At 73.9% G+C, this 20,395-nt stretch carries 16 protein-coding genes; 11 read left to right on the top strand and 5 right to left on the bottom strand.

The window, feature by feature from the left end:
• Positions 1–2: 2 nt before the first annotated feature.
• The 4 genes from AW274_RS18585 to AW274_RS18570 are packed head-to-tail and all read left to right on the top strand — an operon-like array spanning position 3 to position 4,723.
• Entirely contained in the window at positions 3–1,133 is a 1,131-nt protein-coding gene (locus AW274_RS18585) for a leucine-rich repeat domain-containing protein (RefSeq protein ID WP_232320175.1), read from the top strand.
• Entirely contained in the window at positions 1,130–2,392 is a 1,263-nt protein-coding gene (locus tag AW274_RS18580; protein ID WP_062433678.1) for an ankyrin repeat domain-containing protein, read from the top strand. The genes AW274_RS18585 and AW274_RS18580 overlap by 4 nt, the downstream gene beginning before the upstream one ends.
• A complete protein-coding gene (locus tag AW274_RS18575) occupies positions 2,361–3,563 on the top strand; it encodes an AAA family ATPase (protein WP_062433676.1) in 1,203 nt (400 codons plus the stop codon). Before AW274_RS18580 ends, AW274_RS18575 begins: the two co-directional genes overlap by 32 nt.
• 2 nt (positions 3,564–3,565) lie before the next feature.
• Positions 3,566–4,723 carry a vWA domain-containing protein gene (locus tag AW274_RS18570; RefSeq protein WP_083974457.1) on the top strand — a complete coding sequence of 386 codons (1,158 nt, stop codon included), beginning with the start codon at positions 3,566–3,568 and terminating at the stop codon, positions 4,721–4,723.
• Here the strand turns inward: AW274_RS18570 and AW274_RS18565 are convergent.
• Together AW274_RS18565 and AW274_RS18560 are read right to left on the bottom strand one after the other, a co-directional pair.
• On the bottom strand, positions 4,650–5,861 hold the full coding sequence (locus AW274_RS18565; RefSeq protein ID WP_063813434.1) for an MFS transporter: 1,212 nt from the start codon (positions 5,859–5,861) through the stop codon (positions 4,650–4,652). The genes AW274_RS18570 and AW274_RS18565 overlap by 74 nt on opposite strands.
• Positions 5,854–6,495 (bottom strand): HAD-IA family hydrolase, encoded by a 642-nt coding sequence (locus tag AW274_RS18560; RefSeq protein WP_062433675.1) that lies wholly within the window; start codon positions 6,493–6,495, stop codon positions 5,854–5,856. Before AW274_RS18560 ends, AW274_RS18565 begins: the two co-directional genes overlap by 8 nt.
• Positions 6,496–6,564: 69 nt before the next feature.
• On the opposite strand from AW274_RS18560, the gene AW274_RS18555 reads away from it, so the two are divergent.
• Positions 6,565–7,755, top strand: coding sequence for an ROK family protein (locus tag AW274_RS18555; RefSeq protein ID WP_062433673.1), 1,191 nt, complete (start codon positions 6,565–6,567; stop codon positions 7,753–7,755).
• 140 nt (positions 7,756–7,895) lie between these two features.
• Here the strand turns inward: AW274_RS18555 and AW274_RS18550 are convergent, their stop codons facing one another.
• Together AW274_RS18550 and AW274_RS18545 are read right to left on the bottom strand one after the other, a co-directional pair.
• Entirely contained in the window at positions 7,896–9,062 is a 1,167-nt protein-coding gene (locus AW274_RS18550) for a cytochrome P450 (protein ID WP_062433671.1), read from the bottom strand.
• An 83-nt stretch (positions 9,063–9,145) separates the two neighbouring features.
• Positions 9,146–12,670 carry a serine/threonine-protein kinase gene (locus AW274_RS18545; protein ID WP_062433670.1) on the bottom strand — a complete coding sequence of 1,175 codons (3,525 nt, stop codon included), beginning with the start codon at positions 12,668–12,670 and terminating at the stop codon, positions 9,146–9,148.
• A gap of 196 nt (positions 12,671–12,866) precedes the next feature.
• On the opposite strand from AW274_RS18545, the gene AW274_RS18540 reads away from it, so the two are divergent.
• Positions 12,867–14,486, top strand: a complete 1,620-nt coding sequence (locus tag AW274_RS18540; RefSeq protein ID WP_269750583.1) for a GAF domain-containing sensor histidine kinase — start codon at positions 12,867–12,869, stop codon at positions 14,484–14,486.
• Here the strand turns inward: AW274_RS18540 and AW274_RS18535 are convergent.
• Positions 14,479–15,129, bottom strand: coding sequence for a response regulator (locus AW274_RS18535; RefSeq protein WP_062433663.1), 651 nt, complete (start codon positions 15,127–15,129; stop codon positions 14,479–14,481). The genes AW274_RS18540 and AW274_RS18535 overlap by 8 nt on opposite strands.
• 120 nt (positions 15,130–15,249) lie before the next feature.
• On the opposite strand from AW274_RS18535, the gene AW274_RS18530 reads away from it, so the two are divergent.
• The 5 genes from AW274_RS18530 to AW274_RS18510 all read left to right on the top strand — a co-directional run bounded on the left by AW274_RS18530 (position 15,250) and on the right by AW274_RS18510 (position 20,371).
• A complete protein-coding gene (locus tag AW274_RS18530) occupies positions 15,250–16,104 on the top strand; it encodes a universal stress protein (RefSeq protein ID WP_062433644.1) in 855 nt (284 codons plus the stop codon).
• A gap of 88 nt (positions 16,105–16,192) precedes the next feature.
• Positions 16,193–17,374 (top strand): ROK family transcriptional regulator, encoded by a 1,182-nt coding sequence (locus AW274_RS18525; protein WP_062433641.1) that lies wholly within the window; start codon positions 16,193–16,195, stop codon positions 17,372–17,374.
• Positions 17,371–18,300, top strand: coding sequence for a carbohydrate ABC transporter permease (locus AW274_RS18520; RefSeq protein WP_232320174.1), 930 nt, complete (start codon positions 17,371–17,373; stop codon positions 18,298–18,300). The genes AW274_RS18525 and AW274_RS18520 overlap by 4 nt, the downstream gene beginning before the upstream one ends.
• On the top strand, positions 18,293–19,099 hold the full coding sequence (locus AW274_RS18515) for a carbohydrate ABC transporter permease (protein ID WP_062433639.1): 807 nt from the start codon (positions 18,293–18,295) through the stop codon (positions 19,097–19,099). Before AW274_RS18520 ends, AW274_RS18515 begins: the two co-directional genes overlap by 8 nt.
• A gap of 18 nt (positions 19,100–19,117) precedes the next feature.
• Positions 19,118–20,371: an ABC transporter substrate-binding protein gene (locus AW274_RS18510; protein WP_062433635.1), complete on the top strand. Its 1,254-nt coding sequence runs from the start codon at positions 19,118–19,120 to the stop codon at positions 20,369–20,371.
• Positions 20,372–20,395 lie beyond the last annotated feature (24 nt).

The raw sequence follows: 20,395 nt of genomic DNA, 5'->3' as shown, positions 1-20,395 counted from the left end.
CCGTGAAGCCTGTGCCCGTACGCTGCCCGGCGATCGAGCACCCCGACGTGCCCTTGGCCGAGGCGGCGGCCCTCGACCCGCTGCTGGCCCGGCTGGCCGACACCCGGGCGGTCGCGGCCGACGAGATCTTCCCGCTCGGCGCGCTGCGCCCCGACGGCCGGGTCGACCTGTGCAAGCAGGGTCTCGGCGCCCCGGGCGTGGCCCGGCTGCTGCCGGCGGCGACGGCCTCGCCGCACGCCGTCCACCTGCTGCTCGGCACCAACGCCATCGGCGACGAGGGGGCCCGCGCGGTCGCGGGCGCGCTGGCCGGCGGGCACCCCCTGCGCACCCTCTACCTGGGCTGCAACCGCATCGGCCCCGAGGGCACGGCGGCGCTGGCCGACCGGCTGGGCGGCGACCGGAGCGTGCGGGCGTTGTGGCTCAAGCGCAACCCGATCGGCGCGGACGGCGTGCGGGCGCTGGCCGCGATGCTCGTCCGCAACGACACGCTGCGCACGCTCGACCTGGTGAACACCGGCCTGTCGTCGGCCTCGCTGGAGGTGCTGGCCGACGCCCTGGTCCGCCGCGAGGCGCCGCTGGAGCGGCTGTTCCTCGGCGGCAACGGCATCGGCCCGGCCGACGCGCCGCTGCTGGCGCGGCTGGTCGCCGAGGCGGGGGTGCGGGAGCTCTACCTCCCGGCCAACCACCTGGGCGACGAGGGCGCGGCCGTGCTGGCCGCCGCGGGCGACCCGGCGCGCCCGGTCAGGCTCGGCCTCGGCGGCAACGGCATCGGACCGGACGGCGCGACGGCGCTGGCCGCCGCGCTCGACCGCATCGAGTCGCTCGACCTCGGCCGCCCGCCGTCGGAGCGCAGCCTCGGCGCCCCCGCCAACACCACGGGCGACGTCGGAGCGGAGGTGCTGGCCGCCGCCCTGCCCGGCAGCCCGCTGCGCCGCCTGGAGCTGCGGCACACCGGCCTCACCGGGCGCGGCGCGAAGGGCCTGCTGGCCCGCGTACCGGAGGACACCCGGCTGGAGTACGTCGGCCTCGGCCCCGGCCTGCCCCGCAAGGTGAAGCGGTCGTTCACGGCGCGGCTGCGCCCGGCCGGTCCCGGCCACCCCGACCTGGTCGCGATCGGCAGCCTGTTCCGATGATCTACGACAGGAACGACCGCGACGAACTGAGCCGCTGGCGGCACGCCCGCCGCTACGCCGTCCCGCGCTGGATGATCGAGCGGTCGGCCGAACGCCGCCGGGCCGGAGACTGGCAGGGCGCCTGCGCGGCCGCCGCCGTCGACGTGGCCTTCGACCCGGCCCTGGCGGAGAAGGACCCGGCGCTCGCCGACGACCTGCGGAATCTCGTACCGGAACTGCTGCGCTGGCACCTGCCGCGCAGCGGCAACGGCGGCGGCACGCTGGGCACCCACCACCACGTCAAGCTGGCCCGCTACGGCGACACCCAGCTCCAGGCGTTCACGCCCCAGCTGAGCGAGGGCCCGCAGCGGCTGAAGCTGGACCTCGTCCCGGCCGACGACGGTGACGACGACCCGTACATGATCACCCAGGTCGACTGGACGTCGGAGCGGCACTTCTGGGACGCCCGGCACACCGCCGGACTCGGCGACCGCGCCGACGCGACGCTGCCCGACCGGGTGCTGCTGGACGCCGGTCTGCTGACCCCCGGCGACCTGCACCCGCTGGTCAGGGAGGCGCTCTGCCCGGATCTCCCGCCGGCCGAGTCGGGCCCGCCGGAGCCCGCGCTGCCCGAGCCGGTCAGGGTGCGGTGCGGCGGGGTCTGGCACCAGGTCGTCTCGGGCGGCGGGGGGCTCCAGCTGGAGCACGGCGCCGACGAGCGGCGCCGCGAACGCGCCATGCGCGCCCTCGGCGGGGCCGTCTCGGGCTGCTTCGCGGTCGAGCAGTCGTGGACGTCGGGCCAGGGCCGGCTCCCCCGCAGGCTGCGCGCCCAGCGCTGGGCGCTGTTCCTGCACGCCCAGCACGGCGACACCCCGGCGGTGCTCCGGCTCCTGGACGCGGGCGTCGACCCCCGGGTCCGCGACGGCCGCCAGCGCACCCTGATGCACCTGCTGCACCTGGTCGACCACACCGTGCTGCTGCCCCGCCTGCTGGCGGCGGGCCTGGACGTGAACGGCGAGGACTACCAGGAACGCACGCCGCTGCTGCACGCCGTGGCCTCCTACGGGTCGCCCGCGCTGGTCGACGCGTTGCGCGCGGCCGGGGCGCGGATCGACGCGACCGACTGGGAGGACTGGTCGATGGCCGACCTCATCCGCCGGCGCCGCCGCCGCGACCTGGTCGCCCTGCGCGACGAGATCGAGCGCGACCACCCCGGCATCGGCGTCGGCTACGAGAGCTACGACGACGATGACGACGACTGGGACGAGGACGAGGATTAACGGCGACCTCGGCGGCCTGGCCGCCGCCGACGAGATCAACCGGCGGCTGCGGGTCTTCCGCACCGAACCGGCCGCCAGCGCCCAGCTGGAGGCGCTCGCCCTGGCGGTGGCGGCGAACCTGCCGGTGTTGTTGTGGGGCGAGCCGGGCATCGGCAAGTCGGCCGGGCTGGAGCAGCTCGCCGCCGGGCTCGGGCTGCCGCTGGAGACGGTCATCGCGAGCGTGCACGAGCCGTCGGACTTCGCCGGGCTGCCGATCGTCGGCGACGACCCGGCCGCGACCGGGGTGCCGATGGCGCCGCCCGACTGGGCCGTGCGGGTGACCACGCTGGGCCGGGGGCTGGTCTTCTTCGACGAGTTGTCGTCGGCGCCGCCCGCCGTGCAGGCCGCGCTGCTGCGGGTGGTGCTCGAACGCCGGGTCGGCAGCCTGGAGCTGCCCGAGCCGGTGCGCGTCGTGGCCGCCGCGAACCCGCCGTCGAGCGCGGCCGACGGCTGGCACCTGAGCCCGCCGCTGGCCAACCGGTTCGTGCATTTGCGCTGGACGCACGACCCCCGGACCGTCGCCCGCGGCCTGGCCGGGACCTGGCCGGCCGCCCGCGTCCCGTCGATCGACGCGACGCGCGTCTCCGGCGCGGTGGCGCGGGCCCGGGGCGCGATCTCGGGCTTCCTGACCGCGCGTCCGGGCCTGGTCCACCACCTGCCCGCCGACGCCGAGAGCCGGGGCGGCGCGTGGCCCTCGCCCCGCACGTGGGAGATGGCGCTGAAACTGCTCGCCGTCGCCTACGCGAGCGGCACCGGCCGGGAGGCCCTGGCGGCAGCGGTGGTCGGCGCGGTGGGCGACGGCGCGGGCGTCGAGCTCATCTCCTACCTGGAGGAACTCGACCTGCCCGACCCCGACCGGGTGCTCGCCGACCCGGCCGCGTTCCAGCTCCCCGAACGCGGCGACCGCCAGCTCGCCTTCCTGACGGCGGTCGTGGCGGCAGTGCAGGGCGACCTGACCCGGCGCCGCTGGGAGGCCGGGTGGGTGGTGCTCGCCAAGGCCGTGGACGCGGGCGTGCCCGACGTCGCGGCCCGCGCGGCGATGGACCTGGCCGCGATGCGCGACCTCAGCTGGCCGGTGCCCCCGGGCATCGACGCCTTCGTCGACCTCCTCCAGCTGTCGGGCGCGCTCTGAGCATGGACCGGGTGAAGTTGCTGGCCGCCCGCTACCGCGCGGCGGCCGACCGGCCCTACTTCGCCACCGCCCTGTACGCCCTCTCGATCGTCCCCAGCGCCCGGGTGCCCACGATGGGCGTGGACGCGCACTGGCGCTGTTACGTCTCCCCCGCGTTCGTCGACGCCACGCCCGTCGACGAACTGGCCGCCGTCTGGATCCACGAGGTCAGCCACCTGCTCCGCGACCACCACGGCCGGGCCGCCCGGCTGCCGGCCGCCGACCAGCGCGACCGGCTGCGCGTCAACGTCGCGCAGGACTGCGAGATCAACGACGACCTGCTCGCCGACCGGCTGCCGCTGCCGGCGGGCCGGATGGAGCCGCGCCTGTTCGGCCTGGCCACCGGGCGCCTGTTCGAGGAGTACGTGCCGCTGCTGCCGCCGCACGACCACCTGGTCGACTGCGGGTCGGGCGCGCACGGCCGACCGTCGGAGTGGGAGATCGCCGACGGGGTGCCCGGCGTCGGGCCGGTCGAGGCCGAGTCGCTGCGGCGGCACACCGCCGAGGCGATGCGGGCGCACCGGCGCTCGCGGGGCACCCTGCCGCACGGCTGGGCGCGGTGGGCCGAGCAGGTCCTCGAACCGGTCGTCGACTGGCGGCAGGTGCTGACCGGGGCGGTCCGCGAGGCGGTCGCCTGGGCGGGCGGCGCGGTCGACTACACCTACCGCCGCCCGTCGCGGCGCTCGGCCGCGCTGCGCGGGGTGGTGCTGCCGAGCCTGCGCCGGCCGCTGCCCCGGGTGGCGATCGTGGTCGACACCTCCGGCTCGATGGGCGACGACGACCTGGCGGCGGCGCTGGCCGAAATCACCGGGGTGCTGCGTGAGGTGGGCGTGCACGGCAACCGGGTGACGGTGCTGGCCTGCGACGCCGACGTGCACGCGGTCTCGCGGGTGACCTCGGCCGAGCAGGTCACGCTGGCGGGCGGCGGCGGCACCGACATGCGCGTCGGCATCACGGCCGCCCTGGCGGGCCGCGACCGCCCCAACGTGGTGATCGTGCTGACCGACGGCCACACGCCGTGGCCCGGCGAGCCGGAGTCGGGCCGGCTCATCGCGGCTCTGATCGGCGAGAACCCGCCGCCTCCTCCGGGGTGGGTGGAGACGGTGCGCGTGCCACGCTGAGGATGGCGGCCGGACCCGCCAGGGTGACGTACAGAGCGAAGACCGCGGGGAGGACCAGCGCGGTCTGCAGAGACCGGATCTCCGCGACGTAGCCGATGACCGCGGGTCCGGTGAGAGCGCCCCCGAAGCTCACCGTGGTGACGGCCGACAGGACCCGCCCCGGCCGGCCCGCGGCCGCCCCGATGGTGCTGTAGATCACCGGCACGACCATGGCCATGCCCGCCCCGACCAGGCTCCAGCCCGCGACCACGCAGGCGAGACCGGCCGTTCCGGCGAGCGGAGCGACGAGCACCAGCCCGTATCCGGTGGACGCCACGGCTCCGGCCAGCCTCATCGTGCGGGCCGGCCCGAGCCGGGCCCGCAACGGGTCGCCGAGGAACCGGGTCACCGTCATCGCGGTCGCGAAGGCGGTGTAGACGAACGACGCGGCCGCCGGTCCGGCCGCCAGCTCCCATCGTGCGTGCACGGCGGCCCAGTCGGTGGCGGTCGCCTCGCTGAGGTACGCGGCGAAGACCACCGACCCCATCAGCGCGACCAGGCCCGCACCCATCGCCACGGGTGACCCGGGACCGTCGGAGCCGTCGGCCCGGTCCGGGAGACCTGCGCGCAACCAGCGGCCGGGAAGCAGGGACGACACCAGCAGCGTGACCGCCCCCGACGCCATCAGCGTCCGCACCTCGGCCCCGGCCGCCAGGGCCGCCGTGATCACCGCGCCGCCCACCACCCCGCCCAGGCTCCACACGCCGTGGAGGCTGCCCATCACGGGCCTGCCGAGCCGTCGTTCGACCTGGACGCCGTGCACGTTCAGCGCGATGTTGACCACGCCCGTGGCGGCTCCCAGCGGCACGACGGCGACGGCCAGCACCCCGAAGGACGGCGCGAGGGCGGCCCCGCCGAGGGCGAGCGCGCAGACCGGGGTCACGAGCCGGAGCAGAAGGCGGCTGCCCCACCGGTCGGCCACCCGCCCGGCGAACGGCATCGCGGCGAGCGCGCCCACCGCCATGAGCAGCAGCAGCGTGCCGATCCGGCCCGGACCGAGCGCCAGCCGCTCATCGACGGCGGGCAGGGTGGCCACCCACAACGCGTTGAGCACGCCGACCAGGCCGTAGTAGATCGACAGCGCGAGCCGCTCAGGCATCGACGGCGTGCCGGTGCGCGCAGCGTCCGGCGAGGGACGTCAGATCCGGCAGGCCGGTGAGGTGGAGGTCGGCGCCGGGAACGCCGCGTACCCCCGCGACCGTCATCCCGGCGGACCGGCCGGCGCGCACGCCCGCCACCGCGTCCTCGACCACCAGGCAGCGGCGGGCCTCGACGTCGAGGAGTTCCGCCGCGAGGAGATAGCACTCCGGGTCGGGCTTGCCCCGGGTGACGTCGTCGGCGGTGACCATCACCCGGGGCCGGGGCAGCCGGGCGGCGCCGATGCGGGCCAGGGCCAGCGGGCGGGGGCAGGAGGTCACGATGGCCCAGGGCACGCCGAGATCCTCGTAGGAGGCGAGCAGGTCGAGGGCTCCCGGGACGGCCGAGACGCCGTCGAGGTCGGCCTCCTCCATCCGCAGGTTCTCCTCGGCGTCGGCCAGGACCTCGGCCGGGGTCAGGCCGGCGCCGAGTTCGGCGATGGTCTCGACGCCCGGACGTCCCGGCGAGACCCGCATGATCGTCTCAAGGTCGACGCCGCGCTTGGCGGACCAGGCGGCCCAGGCTCGGGCCACCGCGGCGTCGGAGTCGGCCAGTGTGCCGTCGAGATCGAACAGCACCGCGCAGAAGTCGTTCATCGCCACCCCATCGATATTTTGCTCTTGCCGAGAGCATAAAGGGGTGGGAACCGCTGCCACAATGGGGGCGTGCACGCACCCACGACGAGCAGCGAGTTGCGGCTCCACAACCTGACCCGGTTGCTGCGTGCCGTGCACGCCGGGGGCGGGGAGCTCACCCGCTCCCAGCTCACCCGTGACCTCGGGCTGGCCCGCGGTACGGCGACCGTGCTGATGGGCGAGCTGGTCTCGGCCGGCATGGTGCGGGAACAGCCGCCGGCCGAGCGGCCGCGCGGACGGCCGACCCAGTTGGTCGGGCCGCACCCCCATGGGCCGCTCGCGCTCGCCGTCGACCTGCGGGAGGACTCCTGGTCGATCTCGGCCGCCGAGCTGGGCGGGGCGTCGCGGCTGCTCGACTGCCGCCACCACACGGCCGGGCTCGCCTCGGAGGTGCTGGCCGCCCTTTCTGAAGCGCTGCGGCGGTGCGTGGCCGGCCTCGCCGGGCGGGTGGTGGGGGTCGGCGTCGCCGTCCCGGCCGCGGTGCGCGACGGCCGGGTGATCGACGCGATCCACCTGGGCTGGCACGACGTCGACCTGATCTCCCTGCTCCGGCTCGACGGCGGCCCCGCCGTCCTGCTCGGCAACGACGCCGGCCTGGCGGCGCTGGCCGAGGCGCGGCGGGGCGCCCTGCGCGGCGTCGACTTCGGCCTCCACCTGCACGTGTCCCTGGGCGTGGGCGGGGCGCTCGTCGTCGGCGGGCGGCCGCTGGCCGGCGCCCACGGCGTGGCGGGCGAGTTCGGCCATCTGCCCCTGGCGGGCGATCCCCACGCGGCGTGCCCCTGCGGGTCGGCCGGGTGCTGGGATCTCGACGTGGGGGCCAACGCGCTGATCGGCGCGCGGGACGTGCCGGTCCACCGGCGCCTCCACCACGCCGGGGAACTGATCACGCGGGCCGCCGCCGGCGACGCCGGGAGCAGGCGGGCGGTCGAGACGGTCGCGCACGCGCTCGGGCGCGGCATCGGCTCCCTCGTCAACGCGCACGACCCCCGGACGGTGACGCTCTCCGGGCTCGGCGCCCGGATTCACGAGGTCGCGGCTCCGGTGGTGATCGCCGGGTGCGAGGAGCGGCTCATGGCGTTCCGGCGGGGCGACCCGGGCCTGATCGCGGCCTCCCGGCTGGGTGCGGCGGCCCCGCGAATCGGCACCGCGGAGATGGTCTTCGACGCCTTCCTCACCACGGAGGGCGTGTCGACCTGGCGTGACCGGGCCACTGAGAGCTGAGGCCCGTTGCGGCGAGGGCGGTGAGCGGTGCGGAGCGCCGGTGCGCCGCCCGCCACTGGGGGCGGCGGGCGGCGCCATGGTAGGCGGAGCCGTAACGGAGCAAGAATTTCTACGACGGAGCCGTAACGGAGCGAGAACTCTTACCAGGCCACGGGGAAGTTCGACAGTCCGTAGACGACGTTGAACGAGCGGAACACCGGCTCGCCCGCCTCGCGCAGGCCCGGGAAGCGGTCGAAGAGGGCCGGGAAGGCGATGCGCATCTCCATGCGGGCCAGCGGTGCGCCGATGCAGTGGTGGGCGCCGTAGCCGAAGGCGACGTGGGCGAGGTCGCGGCGGGTGACGTCGAAGGCGTCGGGGTCGTCGGTCAGCGCGGGGTCGCGGTTGGCGGCGGGGAGCGAGACGACGACGGCGTCGCCCTTCGCGACCGGGACGCCGCCGATCTCGGTGTCGGCGGCGGCGACCTTGATCGCGCCCGTGTGGATGATGGTGAGCCAGCGCAGCAGCTCCTCGACCATGCCGTCGACCTTCTCCGGGTCCTTCCGGACGAGGTCGAGCTGGTCGGGGTGGCGCAGCAGGGCCAGCGTGCCGAGGCCGATCATGCTGGCGGTCGTCTCGTGCCCGGCGAGCAGCAGCAGGCCGCCGAGGCCGACCAGTTCGGCGTCGGTCACGTCGTCGCCCTGGTCGCGGACCAGCATGCCGAGCAGGTCGTCGCCCGGCTCGACCCGGGCCCGCGCGACCAGTTCGCCCATGTACGCCGACGACGCCACCTGCGCCTGCCCGCGCACCTCCGGCGGCTGGTTGAAGTCGAGCAGGGTGTGCGACCGCGTCTGGAAGTCGGCGCGGTCGGCGTAGGGCACTCCCAAGAGCTCGCAGATGACCAGCGACGGGATCGGCTGGGCGAAGTCGGCGACCAGGTCGGCGGGCGCGCCGGCGCGCTCCATCGCGTCGAGGTGGTCGGCGACGATCTCCCTGACCCGGGGTTCGAGGCGGCGGATGCGGCGCATCGTGAACTCGGGCGTGAGCATGCGGCGTAAGCGGGTGTGGTCGGGCGGGTCCATCATCAGCAACGCGCCCGCCTTGAGGCGGTTGGCCTGCTCCTCGCTCATCGGCGGCAGGTTGATGCCGTGCCCGTAGCTGAACAGCTCGGCGTTCCTGAGCACGTCGCGCACGTCGTCGTAGCGGGTGACCAGCCAGGCGTCACGGCCATAGGGGGTGGGCACCTTGGTCAGTCCCGGCTCGGCGCGCACGGCGGCCAGGTCGGGGTCGGGGTCGAAGCCCTGGCGGCGCATGTGGAGGGGCAGCGTCATGGGGATCTCCTGTAGGGGGACCGGCGTACCCACAGCAAGATCCCTTGCCCGCCCCGCCCGCGCAACCTCCCCGACGGACACGATCAGGGCCGGCAGGAAACCCGGCGGCAGACCGCCTCCAGCATCCTCGGCGTGTCCAGCGGGAACGCGTGCACGGCCCCGGAGGCGTCGGCCGTGCGCACCGTCCGGCCGTCGGCGTCGAAGGCGACCGCCAGCAGGTCGCCCGCGTGCTGGAACGGCAGGCCGATGGAGCGCCGCGCCCGCACGTCCCACAGGCGCACGGTGTCGTCGTCGCTCCCGGTGGCGAGCATCGTCCCGTCGGGGCTGAACGCGGCGGTGACCACCCTCTCGGCCGCGTGGCCGCGCATGACGCGGTCCTCCACCTCGCGCGTCCTCGGGTTCCAGATCGCCAGCGAGCCGTCGGCGACGCCGAGGAGCAGGCGGCCGCCGTCGGGGGTGCGGGCGAGGTTCTCGGTGACGTAGCCGGGCATGCGGAAGCCGCAGTCGGTCTGCCCGGCCGCCGGGCGGACCGTGCAGACGCCGTGGTCGGGGTGGCCGACGTAGAGGGTGGCGCCGTCGGCGGCGAAGGTCAGCGTGTGGCCGATGACCTCCTTCACCTCGTCGACCCGCTCGCCGTCGCGGACACGCCAGACCAGCAGGCTCGACCCGTAGTTGGGGGAGGTCTCGTCCTCGATGTGGGTGATCGCGGCGACCAGGGACCCGTCGGGCGAGAAGGCCATTGCGAGGAGGTCGCCGAGTCCGGGCTCGCCGGCGGGCTTCCGGGCGTGCGGCAGGGTGATCGTGCGCAGGACGCGCCCGGCGCCGGTGTCGATCAGCACGACCTCGGCGCCGGCGCCGTTCACCGCGAGCACGCGCCCGTCGGGCGAGAACACCATCGGCGGCGCTCCCCCGCCCTGCAGCGGGGCCCGGAACTCCGGCGAGACCCACGGCTCGCGGAAACCGGCGATCACCTCGCCGGTGCGGGTGCCGATCAGGCGCAGCTCCGACTGGTCCATGATCGCCAGAAGCGCGCCGTCGGGGCTGAACGCCGCCTGCATCCGGGGGGTCCGGAGGTGGTCGAAGGTGGTCGCGCCCCCGCCGGGCCGCGCCATGGTCGAGGTGTCCAGGAGCCGGACCTCGCCCTCGGACGCCAGGGTCAGCGTGCCCCCGTCGGGGCTGAAGCCGAGGCGGGCCCCGACGGGGTGCGGGACGCTCGCGACGACCTCCATGGGCACCGTGCCGGGCTCGTACTCGGCCGGCATCGTCGGCGACCAGCCGCCGTTGCCGACCCGGTTCCAGACCGCCACCAGGCCGCACCGTTCCCCGGCGAGCCGTTCGCCCGACTCGTCGAACACCAGGGAGGTGGGCCCGCACTCGTTCGAGCCGCTGTCCATCGTGGGGGTCGCGTAGTCGGGGTGGGCGGCGTACGCGACGTCGCGCACCAGGACGCCCCGGTCGTCCACCGCCCACATCTGGATCGGCGACCGGTCGTCGGCGTCGTGGTGGAGCTGCACCGCGAGCAGCCCCCGGTCGGGGCTGAGCGTGGCGAACTCCGCGTACCGGCCGCCCGTGGGACGGCGGTGGGAGACGATCCTCCCGGTGGCGAGGTCGTGCACGCCGAAGCCGGTGTCGTCGGCGCAGCCGGCCAGCGTGCCGGGTGTACGCCGCCCGACCAGCACCCCCGGCCGGCCGCACGGGGTGCGCCGGACGAGGCGGTTCGACGCGTCGAACCAGATCTGCTGCGGCTCCAGGAACTGCTCCCGGATCGTCGCGGCCCCGGTCTGCCGGCCGTCGGAGGTCCGCCGGACGGCGATCCTGGCGTTCTCGCGGCAGAACTGGTCGCCGCAGCTCATGGACGCCAGCCAGCGCCGGTCGCCCGACAACCAGGCGTGCACGACGTCGCCCTCGATCCCCGGCACGGTCGTCAGCCGTTTCCCGGTCGCCGCGTCGCTGATCACCGCCGTGCCGTCGCGGACCTCGACGAGCGAGCGCCCGTCTTGGCCGAGCCCGACCGCCCGCGTGGTGCGGCGGGCCAGGCTCGGCTGGGCGAGCGAGCCGAGCAGGGCGGCGCGGGTCTCCGGCAGGTCGGCGCCGCGGGCGGCCGTCACGGTGAGGCGCATCGCCTCGGCCGGGTCGGTGTCGCGCAGGGTCTCGGCGCGGGCGGCCTGCTCCCGGGCCACTGCCAGCACCTGCGCCTGTTCGACGCCGCGCCGGTTGATCTCCGCCAGCGCGGCCAGGCCCGTGGTCGCCACGAGCAGGACCACCAGCACGAACGTCAGGGCGCGGCGGCGGCGCAGCCGCTTGCGGCCGAGGCCCCCGCTGCCGGCGAGGAAGTCGCGCTCGGCCGGGGTGAGTTCGAGCCGCCGGCGCAGGGTGGCCGCCCAGAAGGTCGCCGATTCCAGCGCGGCCCCGTCGTAGAGGTCGTTCTCGCGGCGGCCGTGCCGGTCCCAGGTGCGGGTCGCGTCGCGGAGCCGCTGGTAGGTGGCCAGCCCGGCGCGTTCCTCCGCGATCAATTCGCGCAGGCGCGGCCAGGCGTGGCGGAGGGCCGGGTTGCCCAGGACCACCTCGCCGTCGCGGGCCCTGAGCACCTTCCGCGCGGTCAGGACGTCGACCGCGGCGAACACCCGGGAGTCGCCCAGCTCCGCCGGGTCGACGCCGACCAGCCGGTCGCCGTCGAGCATGCGCAGCAACAGCTGCTCCGCGACCGGCCGCGCGTCGGCGGGGACCTGCGCGAAGGCGTCCTCCGCCAGGTCGCCCAGCGGCGGCCGGGAAACGCGCACGCCGATGGGCGCGGCCACCTCGCGGCCCTCGTCCATGGCGGCCGACAACCGGCCGTGTTCCCCGGAAAGCAGGCCGATGAGGAGCTCGTGGGCGGTGGGGCGGCGGGCGGGGTCCTTCGACAGGGCCGCGCCGACCCAGGAGCGCAGCGGTTCGGTCAGCGCGCCGAGGTCGGCCTCCGACCGGAGCACGTCGTTGATCACGGCCGCGACGTGTTCGCGCGCGAACGGCGCCCGGCCCGAGGCGGCGAAGACCATCACCGCGCCCCAGGCGAACACGTCGGCCGCCGCCGTCGGGTGGCCGCCGGAGAAGAGCTCGGGGGCCATGTAGCCGGGGGTGCCGATCACGCCCCGGGAGGCGGTGAGGGAGCTGTCGACGATGCGGGCGATGCCGAAGTCGATCACGCGCGGCCCGTCGGGGCCGAGCAGCACGTTGTCGGGTTTGAGGTCGCAGTGGACGACGCCCGCGTCGTGGATGGCCGCCATCGCGGTGGCGACGCCGACCGCGAGGCGGCGTAACGCGTCGGCCTCGAAGGGGCCCTGGTCGGCCACCGCCTGGGTGAGGCTGGGGCCGTCGACGAACTCGCTGACGACGTAGGGCCGGGCGCCGGTGAGGTCGACGGCGATCACCCGGGCCGTGCAGAAGGCGGCCACCCGCCGGGCGGCGGCGATCTCCTTCTCGACCGGGCGGGCGATGCCCGCCGCGCCGTGGAGCAGCTTCAGGGCGACCCGTTCGCCGGCGGGGTCGTACGCCTCGTAGACGACGCCCTGGCCGCCGCTGCCCAGCTTGCGGGCGATCGCGTAGTCGCCGATCCGTTCGGGATCATCCATCGCGAGGCCCCCTGCTCACGGTCGTCCGCGTTCGCGGAAGATCACCGTACCGGGAGTCCACGCCGGGACTTGACTTCCGGTTGCATCCCCCATCAGCCAGGGGCGTCGCTTCATCGGATCTGCTGACCCAACGCGGGGCATTTTGTCCAATTATGCGAAGCAAGATGGGATTATGGCCCGTCAATTGATCCCCGGCATGCGACTGGACGACCTCCTCTCGGAGCTCCAGGCCCGGCTCGACGCCGTGCTCGCCACCCGAGACCGGGTCCACACCCTCCTCGAAGCGGTCGTGCTGATCGGCGGCGACCTCGAACTCGAGACGGTCCTGCGGCGCATCGTCGAGACCGCCACCCGCCTCGTGGACGCCGGCTACGGCGCCCTCGGCGTGATCGGCGACGACCACAGCCTCGTCGAGTTCCTCCCCGCCGGGCTCAGCGAGACGGAGACCGCCCGGATCCGCGACTGGCCCCACGAGTTCGGCCTGCTGGACCAGCTGATCAAGGAGCCGAAACCCCTGCGGTTGTCCCGCATCGCCGACCATCCCCCGATGGGGTCCTTCCTCGGGGTGCCGCTGCGGGTCAGGGACGAGATCTTCGGCAACCTCTACCTGACCGAGAAGCGCGGCGGGGCCGACTTCGACGAGGAGGACGAGGCCGTCGTCGTCGCCCTGGCGACCGCCGCCGGGGTGGCGATCGAGAACGCGCGCATGTACGAGGAGACCCGCCGCCGCGAGCTCTGGCTGCAGGCCACCGCCGAGGTGACGACGAGCCTGCTGTCGGGCGACGGGCCCGGCGACGTGCTCGCCAAGGTGGCCAAGCGGATCAAGGAGATGGCCGACTCCGACACGGCCCTGGTGTTCTTCCCCGTCGACGGCGGCACCTCGTTGCGGGCGCTGGTCGCCGAGGGCCTCGGCGGGCTGATCGGCGGGGAGATCGGGCTCGACACGTCGCTGGCGGGCCACGCGTACAAGACGGGCGAGTCGCTGATCGTCAACGACATGACGGCCGCCGGATGGGAGACCATCGGCGGGCTGCCCATCGGGCCGGCCGCCGCGATCCCGCTGGGGAACGCCGGTTCGGTGCGCGGGGTGCTGGGCCTGGGGAAGCGGCCCGGCCGGATCCCGTTCACCACCTCCTCGCTGGAGATGCTCAAGTCGTTCGCGGCCCAGGCCACCGTGGCACTGGAGCTCGCCGAGGCGCGGCGCGACGCCGAGCGCATCAGCCTGCTGGAGGACCGCGACCGCATCGCCAAGGACCTGCACGACGTGGTGATCCAGCGGCTGTTCGCGGTGGCGATGACGCTGATGAGCACGGTCCGGCTGATGGAGCACCCCGAGGCGGCGGCCCGGGTCAGGCACTCGGTGGACGAGCTCGACGCGACCATCCGCCAGATCCGGGCGACGATCTTCGCCCTCCAGGGCCCGCTGGGACCCGACGAGTCGGGGCTGCGGGCCCGGGTGGCCGAGATCGTCGACAAGTCGTACGGGGACCTGGGCTTCCGGCCGATGTTGCGGCTGGACGGCCAGCTCGACTACGGCGTGCCCGAGGAGATCGCCGACCACGTGCTGGCGGTGCTGCGGGAGGCGCTGTCGAACGTGGTCCGGCACGCCGCGGCGAAGCGGGTCGAGGTGTCGCTGGAGGCGGGCGACGAGGTGACGCTGACCGTCGACGACGACGGGGTGGGGCTGCCGCCCAACGGGCGGCGCAGCGGGTTGCGCAATCTGGCCGAGCGCGCGGAGAACCTCGGCGGCTGCTTCGAGGTGGCCCGGCGCGAAGGCAGGGGCACCCACCTGCAGTGGCGGGTCCCGCTCAGCTGACCCCGTCCGACTGCATCTTCGCCGCGTAGACGGCGACCTGGGTCCGGCGCTGCATGCCCAGTTTGCCCAGCAGCCGCGAGACGTGGTTCTTGACCGTCTTCTCGGCCAGGAACATCTGGTCGCCGATCTGCCGGTTGGTCATGCCCTGGCCGATGTGCTCAAGGATGCGGCGCTCCTGGTCGGTCAGCGCGGCCAGCGGGTCGCGCCGCTCGCCCAGGCGGCGCAGCATCGTCGTGGTCGCCTTCGGATCGAGCAGCGACCGGCCCCCGGCCACCGCCCGCACCGCGCCCACCAGGTCGGAACCGTGGATCTGCTTCAGCACGTAACCCGACGCGCCGGCCATCACGGCCTGGAACAGGGCGTCGTCGTCGGCATAGGAGGTCAGCATCAGGCAGGGCAGGTCGGGGAGCGCGCTGCGGACCTCGCGGCACACGTCCACCCCGTTGCCGTCGGGCAGCCGCACGTCCAGGATCGCCACGTCGGGCCGGAGGGCGGTGATCCGGGCGACCGCGGAGGCGACGCACCCGGCCTCGCCGACGACGCGGATGTCGTCCTCCGCCTCCAGGAGGGCGGCCACGCCGCGCCGCACCACTTCGTGATCGTCCACAAGGAATACCCGAATCATGTCTTCAAACCTATTCATCCCTTTTGTGGCTAGATAGGGACCAAAGTCACTCCTTGTCTGGTTAGGGACTTTCGACCCTAGGGATTTGCCCAGCTCAAGCGTTGTCATGGGAGAGAGGGCGGAGACCAAGGGGGAGTCATGAGGGATGTAACAGTCGGTGTCGACGGTTCGGCGACGTCGCTCGCCGCCGTCGAATGGGCCGCCGACGACGCCGCCCGCCGGGGCGCCTGGCTGCGTATCGTCCACGTCGTCGACCGATCCCCCTACGAGCTCGCCGACTCCCCCGAGCTCGACGCGGCGCTGGCCGACGTGGCCTGCCGGATCATGAGTGAGGCCGAGAAGGCCGCGCGCGACCGGCGTCCGGGCCTGCCGATGCGCCTGGAGAACGTCGAGGGCCGCCCGGCCGACGTGCTGCGCCGCCTGGCCGACGAGTCGGCCGGGCTGGTGCTGGGCAGCCGGGGCATGGGCCGGACCGCCGGCAGCATCCTCGGCTCGGTCAGCATGCAGGTGGCGGGCCACGCGACCGGCCCGGTGATCATCGTGCGCGAACCGCCCGGCCGGCGCGCGGGCGAGGTCGTGGTCGGCCTCGACGACACGGCCGACTGCCCCGCCCCCATCTCCTACGCCTTCGAGCAGGCCGACCTGCACGGCGCCGAGATCAGGGCCCTGCACGCCTGGTCGCTGCCCACCCACCCCTACGCCCCCGAGATCGAGTTCGACCTGAACGCGGTGCGGGCGGGCCAGCGGGCCGTGGCGACCAGCCAGCTCGCCACCTTCCGCACCCGCTACCCGCAACTGCCGGTCTTCGACGACCTGCGCTCGGCGCATCCGGTCGAGGCGCTGGTCGACGCGTCACGGGAGGCCGACCTCGTCGTGGTCGGCTCGCACGGCCGGGGCCGGGCCGGATCGATGGTCATGGGCTCGGTCAGCCGCCGGGTGCTCCGGCACGCGCGCTGCCCGATCGCGGTGGTCCGCCCGTGCGCCCGGCACTGAGGTTTCGATCTGGTTTCGGACCCTTGACAGTGCCCACGTGAGCAGCCATATTTCGGGACTAACTTTACCAATAAAGAAAGTGAGCCCGATGGCTGCGACCGATCGCGGCGATCTCACGCGGACGGCGATCCTGGCCCTGCTCGGCACGGTCGGGCCGCTCAGCCGCACCGAGATCGCCAAGGAGCTGGACCTCTCCCCCGCGACGGTCACCCAGCTCACCAAGGCGCTCATGGCGGCGGGCATGCTGGAGGAGCTCGACCTCCAGCCGTCGCGCGGCGGCCGGCCCGCCCAGCGCCTGGGGCTCGCCGGCACGGCGGGCCGGGCCCTCGGGGTGAAGGTCACGGCCGAGCACCTGGTCATCGTCGAGGTCCGCCTCGACGGCGAGGTCCTGGGCTCCTGGGAGAGCCCCTTCGACCCCTCCTCCCCCGACGCGCTCGGCGACCTGGCCGAGGCCGTCGCCGACGTGCTCGGCAAGGTGCCGCCGCTGCTGGGCGTCGGGGTCTGCGTGCCCGGCAGCGTCGACGACCAGGCCGTCGGCACCTGCAACGCCCCCACGCTGGGCTGGCAGGCCATGCCCGTGGGCGACCGGCTGCGCCGCCGCCTCAAGCTCCCCGTCCTGCTGGAGAACGACGTCAACGCCCTGGCGGTGGCCGAGCGCCTCTACGGCCGGGGCCGCACCCACCGCGACTTCCTCGTCCTGACGATCGGCCGGGGCGTCGGCGCCGCGATCGTCGCCGACGGCCGGGTCTACCGGGGGGCGCGCGGCGGCGCGGGCGAGTTCGGGCACGTGCCGGTCGCCGTCGACGGCCCTGTCTGCGGCTGCGGGGCGTCCGGCTGCCTGGAGGCGGTCGTCGGCGCGGCCGGGCTGGTGGCCGCGGCCCGCGCCCGAGGGCTCGCCGTGGCGACGGCCGACGATTTGGGCGCCCTGGCGGCCTCCGACGCGACCGCCCGCGCGGTCTTCGCCGAGGCCGGCGCGGTCCTGGGCCGGGCGACCGCCGGGTTGATAAACGTCGTCGACCCCGAGGTGGTCGTGGTTCTGGGCGAGGGCACCGCCCACTGGGAGTTCTGGCGCGCCGGCTTCGACGCGGCGGTCCGCCGCCAGCTCATGCCGGGCCGCCGCGACATCGAGATCGAGGTCGAGGGCTGGGACGACACCTCCTGGGCCCAGGGCGCGGCCGCGCTGGTGCTCGCCACCCCGTTCGACACCGAGGGCGCGGCGGGCGAGCAGGGCCGGATGGTGCGGGCCCGGCTGATAGGGGCGACCCCGTGACCCTCACCGAGACGCCGCCGGCCGCGAGCGTCAAGCAGCCGATCCGCCCGCCGCGGAAGCGTCTCCGCTACGCCCTCACCGTCGCCGTCTTCCTGCTGCCCAGCGCGGTCCCGCTGCTGCTGTTCACCCTGATCCCCATGGCCGGGTCGTTGTGGACGTCGCTGCACGAGTGGAACCTGATCACGCCGATGAAGTGGGTCGGCCTCGACAACTACGCCGACCTGCTGTCCAGCGAGGAGACCCGGGCCGCGTTCGGGCACACGCTCTACTTCATCGCCGGTTACCTGCCGCTCGTCTACGCGGGCGGCCTCGGCCTGGCGATGCTGCTCAACCGGGCGATGAAGGGCCGCGACCTGTTCCGGGCGATCTACTTCCTGCCCGTCGTCACGTCGTGGGTGGTCGTCGCGCTGCTGTGGAAGTGGCTGCTCAACCCGGCCTCGGGCATCGTTAACTGGGCGATCGGCCTGGTCGGCCTCGAAGGCCCCGGGTGGTGGACCGACCCCGACTGGGCGATGCCCTCGATCATCCTCGCCTCGGCGTGGAAGGACCTCGGCTTCGTGATGATCATCCTGCTGGCGGGCCTGCAGGCGATCCCGAACGAGTACCTGGAGGCCGCCCGGGTCGACGGCGCGAACGCCTGGCAGCGGTTCCGCCGCATCACCCTGCCGCTGCTGTCGCCCAGCACGTTCTTCGTCGTCGTCATCTCGCTGATCAACGGGTTCCAGGTCTTCGACCAGGTCCACGTCATGACCGGCGGCGGACCGGCCGGCGCGACCCAGGTCGTCGTCGAGCAGGTCTACAACCTGACCTTCAAGTACGGCCGCGCCGGTGCGGCATCCGCCCTGTCGTGGCTGCTGTTCGCGGTCGTGCTGGTGGTCACACTGATCCAGGTCCGGGGCCAGCGCCGGTGGGTGAACTATGGCTAGAGCAGGCCGGTACGTCGTCGTCGGGCTCGGCGCGCTGATCATGCTGTTCCCGTTCGCGTGGGCGGTGATCACGTCGCTGACCCCGGCCGGGGCGGTGCTGCAGACCCCGCCCGACTTCACCCCCGAAGGCGCGGGCTTCGGCGCCTACGAACGGCTGCTGGAGACCATGCCGTTCTGGCGGATCATGTTCAACAGCCTCTGGATCGCCGTCGCCTCGACCGTGTTCCAGCTCGTCACCAGCTCGATGGCGGCCTACGCCTTCGCCCGGCTGCCCTTCCCCGGCCGGGGCGCGCTGTTCGCCGTCTACCTGGCGACGCTGATGGTGCCGCTCCAGGTGCTGGTCGTGCCGCTGTTCATCGAGATGCGGACGTTCAACCTGACCGACACCTACTTCGCCGTGCTGGCCCCGACGATCGCCTCCGCGTTCGGCGTGTTCCTGCTGCGGCAGGCCGTCCGGCAGGTGCCGAAGGAGTTCGACGAGGCCGCCGTGCTCGACGGCGCGGGGCACTTCCGGATCTTCGCCCTGGTCGTGCTGCCGCTGATCCGCCCGGCCCTCGCCACGTTCGCCATCTTCGGGTTCATGGCCAGCTGGAACAGCTTCCTGTGGCCGCTGGTGATCATCAGGTCGCCCGAGTTCATGACCCTCCCGCTCGGCCTGGCCAACCTGCACGGCCAGTTCACCACCGAGTGGAACGTCGTCATGGCCGGGTCGGTGGTCAGCGTCGTCCCGATCCTCGTCCTCTACCTGTTCGCCCAGAAGCACGTCATCGCGTCCGTGGCCCAGTCAGGGCTGAAATAACAACCGAAGGAACCCCCCATGGCCGGATCAGCCCGGGTCGCCGCGGCGACCCTGATCACCGCCCTGCTCGCCACCGCCTGCTCCCAGGGCTCGGCGACCCGTACGGAAGAGCCCGCCGCAGGCGGCAAGGTCACCCTGCGCTACTTCACCTTCTCCGCCGCCCCCGACCACGTGAAGGACCTCGACACGATCGTGGCGGCGTTCGAGAAGGAGAACCCCACGGTCGACGTGCAGGTGGAGACGGCCCCCTACGACCAGTACTTCACCAAGCTCCAGACCAGCATCGCGGGCCAGACCGCGCCCGACACCTTCGAGCTCAACTACGAGAACTTCGTCACCTACGCCACCGCGGGCAGCCTGCTCGACCTCGGCACGGCCGGCGGCGACACCGACACCTCCGGCTACGCCACCGAGTCGCTGAACGCCTTCAAGCACGACGGCAAGCAGTTCGCGCTCCCGGCGTCGTTCTCCACGGTCGTCCTGCTCTACAACAAGGACCTGTTCGAGAAGGCCGGCGTCCCGCTGCCGACCGCCGACTGGACCTGGGAGGACGAGCAGGCCGCCGCCGAGAAGCTCACCTCCGAGGGGGTGTACGGCGACTTCCAGCCGGTCACGTTCTTCGAGTTCTACAAGGCGCTCAAGCAGGCCGGCGGCGAGTTCATGAGCGGCGGCAAGTCGACGTTCGACAGCCCGCAGGGCGTCAAGGCCGCCAAGTGGCTGGTCGGCAAGGTCGGCAAGACGATGCCGACCGAGGCCGAGATCGGCGGCACCGCCGACTTCGACACCAACCTGTTCAAGTCGGGCAAGCTCGCGATGTGGCACAACGGCATCTGGCAGTTCGCCGGCCTGAAGGACGTGCCGTTCACGTGGGACGTCGTCGTCGAGCCGGGCGACAGCCAGAAGGCCAGCGCGGTGTTCCACAACTCGGTCGCCGCCTCGGCCACCACCAAGCACCCGCGTGAGGCGTACACCTGGGCCAAGTTCCTGAGCAGCTCCGACGTGGCCGCCACGACCCGGATCGCCAGCTCGTGGGAGCTGCCGCCGGTGTCCGACCAGGCGGTGCTGCAGGGCTACCTGAAGGACCCCGTCCCGGCCAACCGCCAGGCCGTCTTCGACTCGCTGAACAGCATCGCGCTGCCGCCGGTCATCGCCCGCCAGCAGGAGATGCAGGACGCCGTCACCCAGGAGCTCACCGAGGCCGCGGCCGGCCGCAAGTCGGTCGAAGAGGCCCTGACCGAAGCCGCGTCCAAGGTCGACGCCCTTCTCGGCTAGGAGAGAACCAGCATGATCGACTTG

This window comes from Herbidospora daliensis (genome assembly GCF_001570585.1).
Taxonomy (GTDB): domain Bacteria; phylum Actinomycetota; class Actinomycetes; order Streptosporangiales; family Streptosporangiaceae; genus Herbidospora; species Herbidospora daliensis.
The sequence above is the reverse complement of the archived record's forward strand: the minus strand, read 5'-3'. Positions and strand labels throughout refer to the sequence as shown.

Coding starts and splice junctions, on each gene's coding strand:
- AW274_RS18575 (WP_062433676.1), top strand. CDS start 2,361: ATGACGACGACTGGGACGAGGACGAGGATTAACGGCGACCTCGGCGGC.
- AW274_RS18535 (WP_062433663.1), bottom strand. CDS start 15,129: ATGAATAGGTTTGAAGACATGATTCGGGTATTCCTTGTGGACGATCAC.
- AW274_RS18515 (WP_062433639.1), top strand. CDS start 18,293: ATGGCTAGAGCAGGCCGGTACGTCGTCGTCGGGCTCGGCGCGCTGATC.
- AW274_RS18510 (WP_062433635.1), top strand. CDS start 19,118: ATGGCCGGATCAGCCCGGGTCGCCGCGGCGACCCTGATCACCGCCCTG.
- AW274_RS18550 (WP_062433671.1), bottom strand. CDS start 9,062: ATGACGCTGCCCCTCCACATGCGCCGCCAGGGCTTCGACCCCGACCCC.
- AW274_RS18580 (WP_062433678.1), top strand. CDS start 1,130: ATGATCTACGACAGGAACGACCGCGACGAACTGAGCCGCTGGCGGCAC.
- AW274_RS18525 (WP_062433641.1), top strand. CDS start 16,193: ATGGCTGCGACCGATCGCGGCGATCTCACGCGGACGGCGATCCTGGCC.
- AW274_RS18565 (WP_063813434.1), bottom strand. CDS start 5,861: ATGCCTGAGCGGCTCGCGCTGTCGATCTACTACGGCCTGGTCGGCGTG.
- AW274_RS18540 (WP_269750583.1), top strand. CDS start 12,867: ATGCGACTGGACGACCTCCTCTCGGAGCTCCAGGCCCGGCTCGACGCC.
- AW274_RS18570 (WP_083974457.1), top strand. CDS start 3,566: ATGGACCGGGTGAAGTTGCTGGCCGCCCGCTACCGCGCGGCGGCCGAC.
- AW274_RS18530 (WP_062433644.1), top strand. CDS start 15,250: ATGAGGGATGTAACAGTCGGTGTCGACGGTTCGGCGACGTCGCTCGCC.
- AW274_RS18545 (WP_062433670.1), bottom strand. CDS start 12,670: ATGGATGATCCCGAACGGATCGGCGACTACGCGATCGCCCGCAAGCTG.
- AW274_RS18560 (WP_062433675.1), bottom strand. CDS start 6,495: ATGAACGACTTCTGCGCGGTGCTGTTCGATCTCGACGGCACACTGGCC.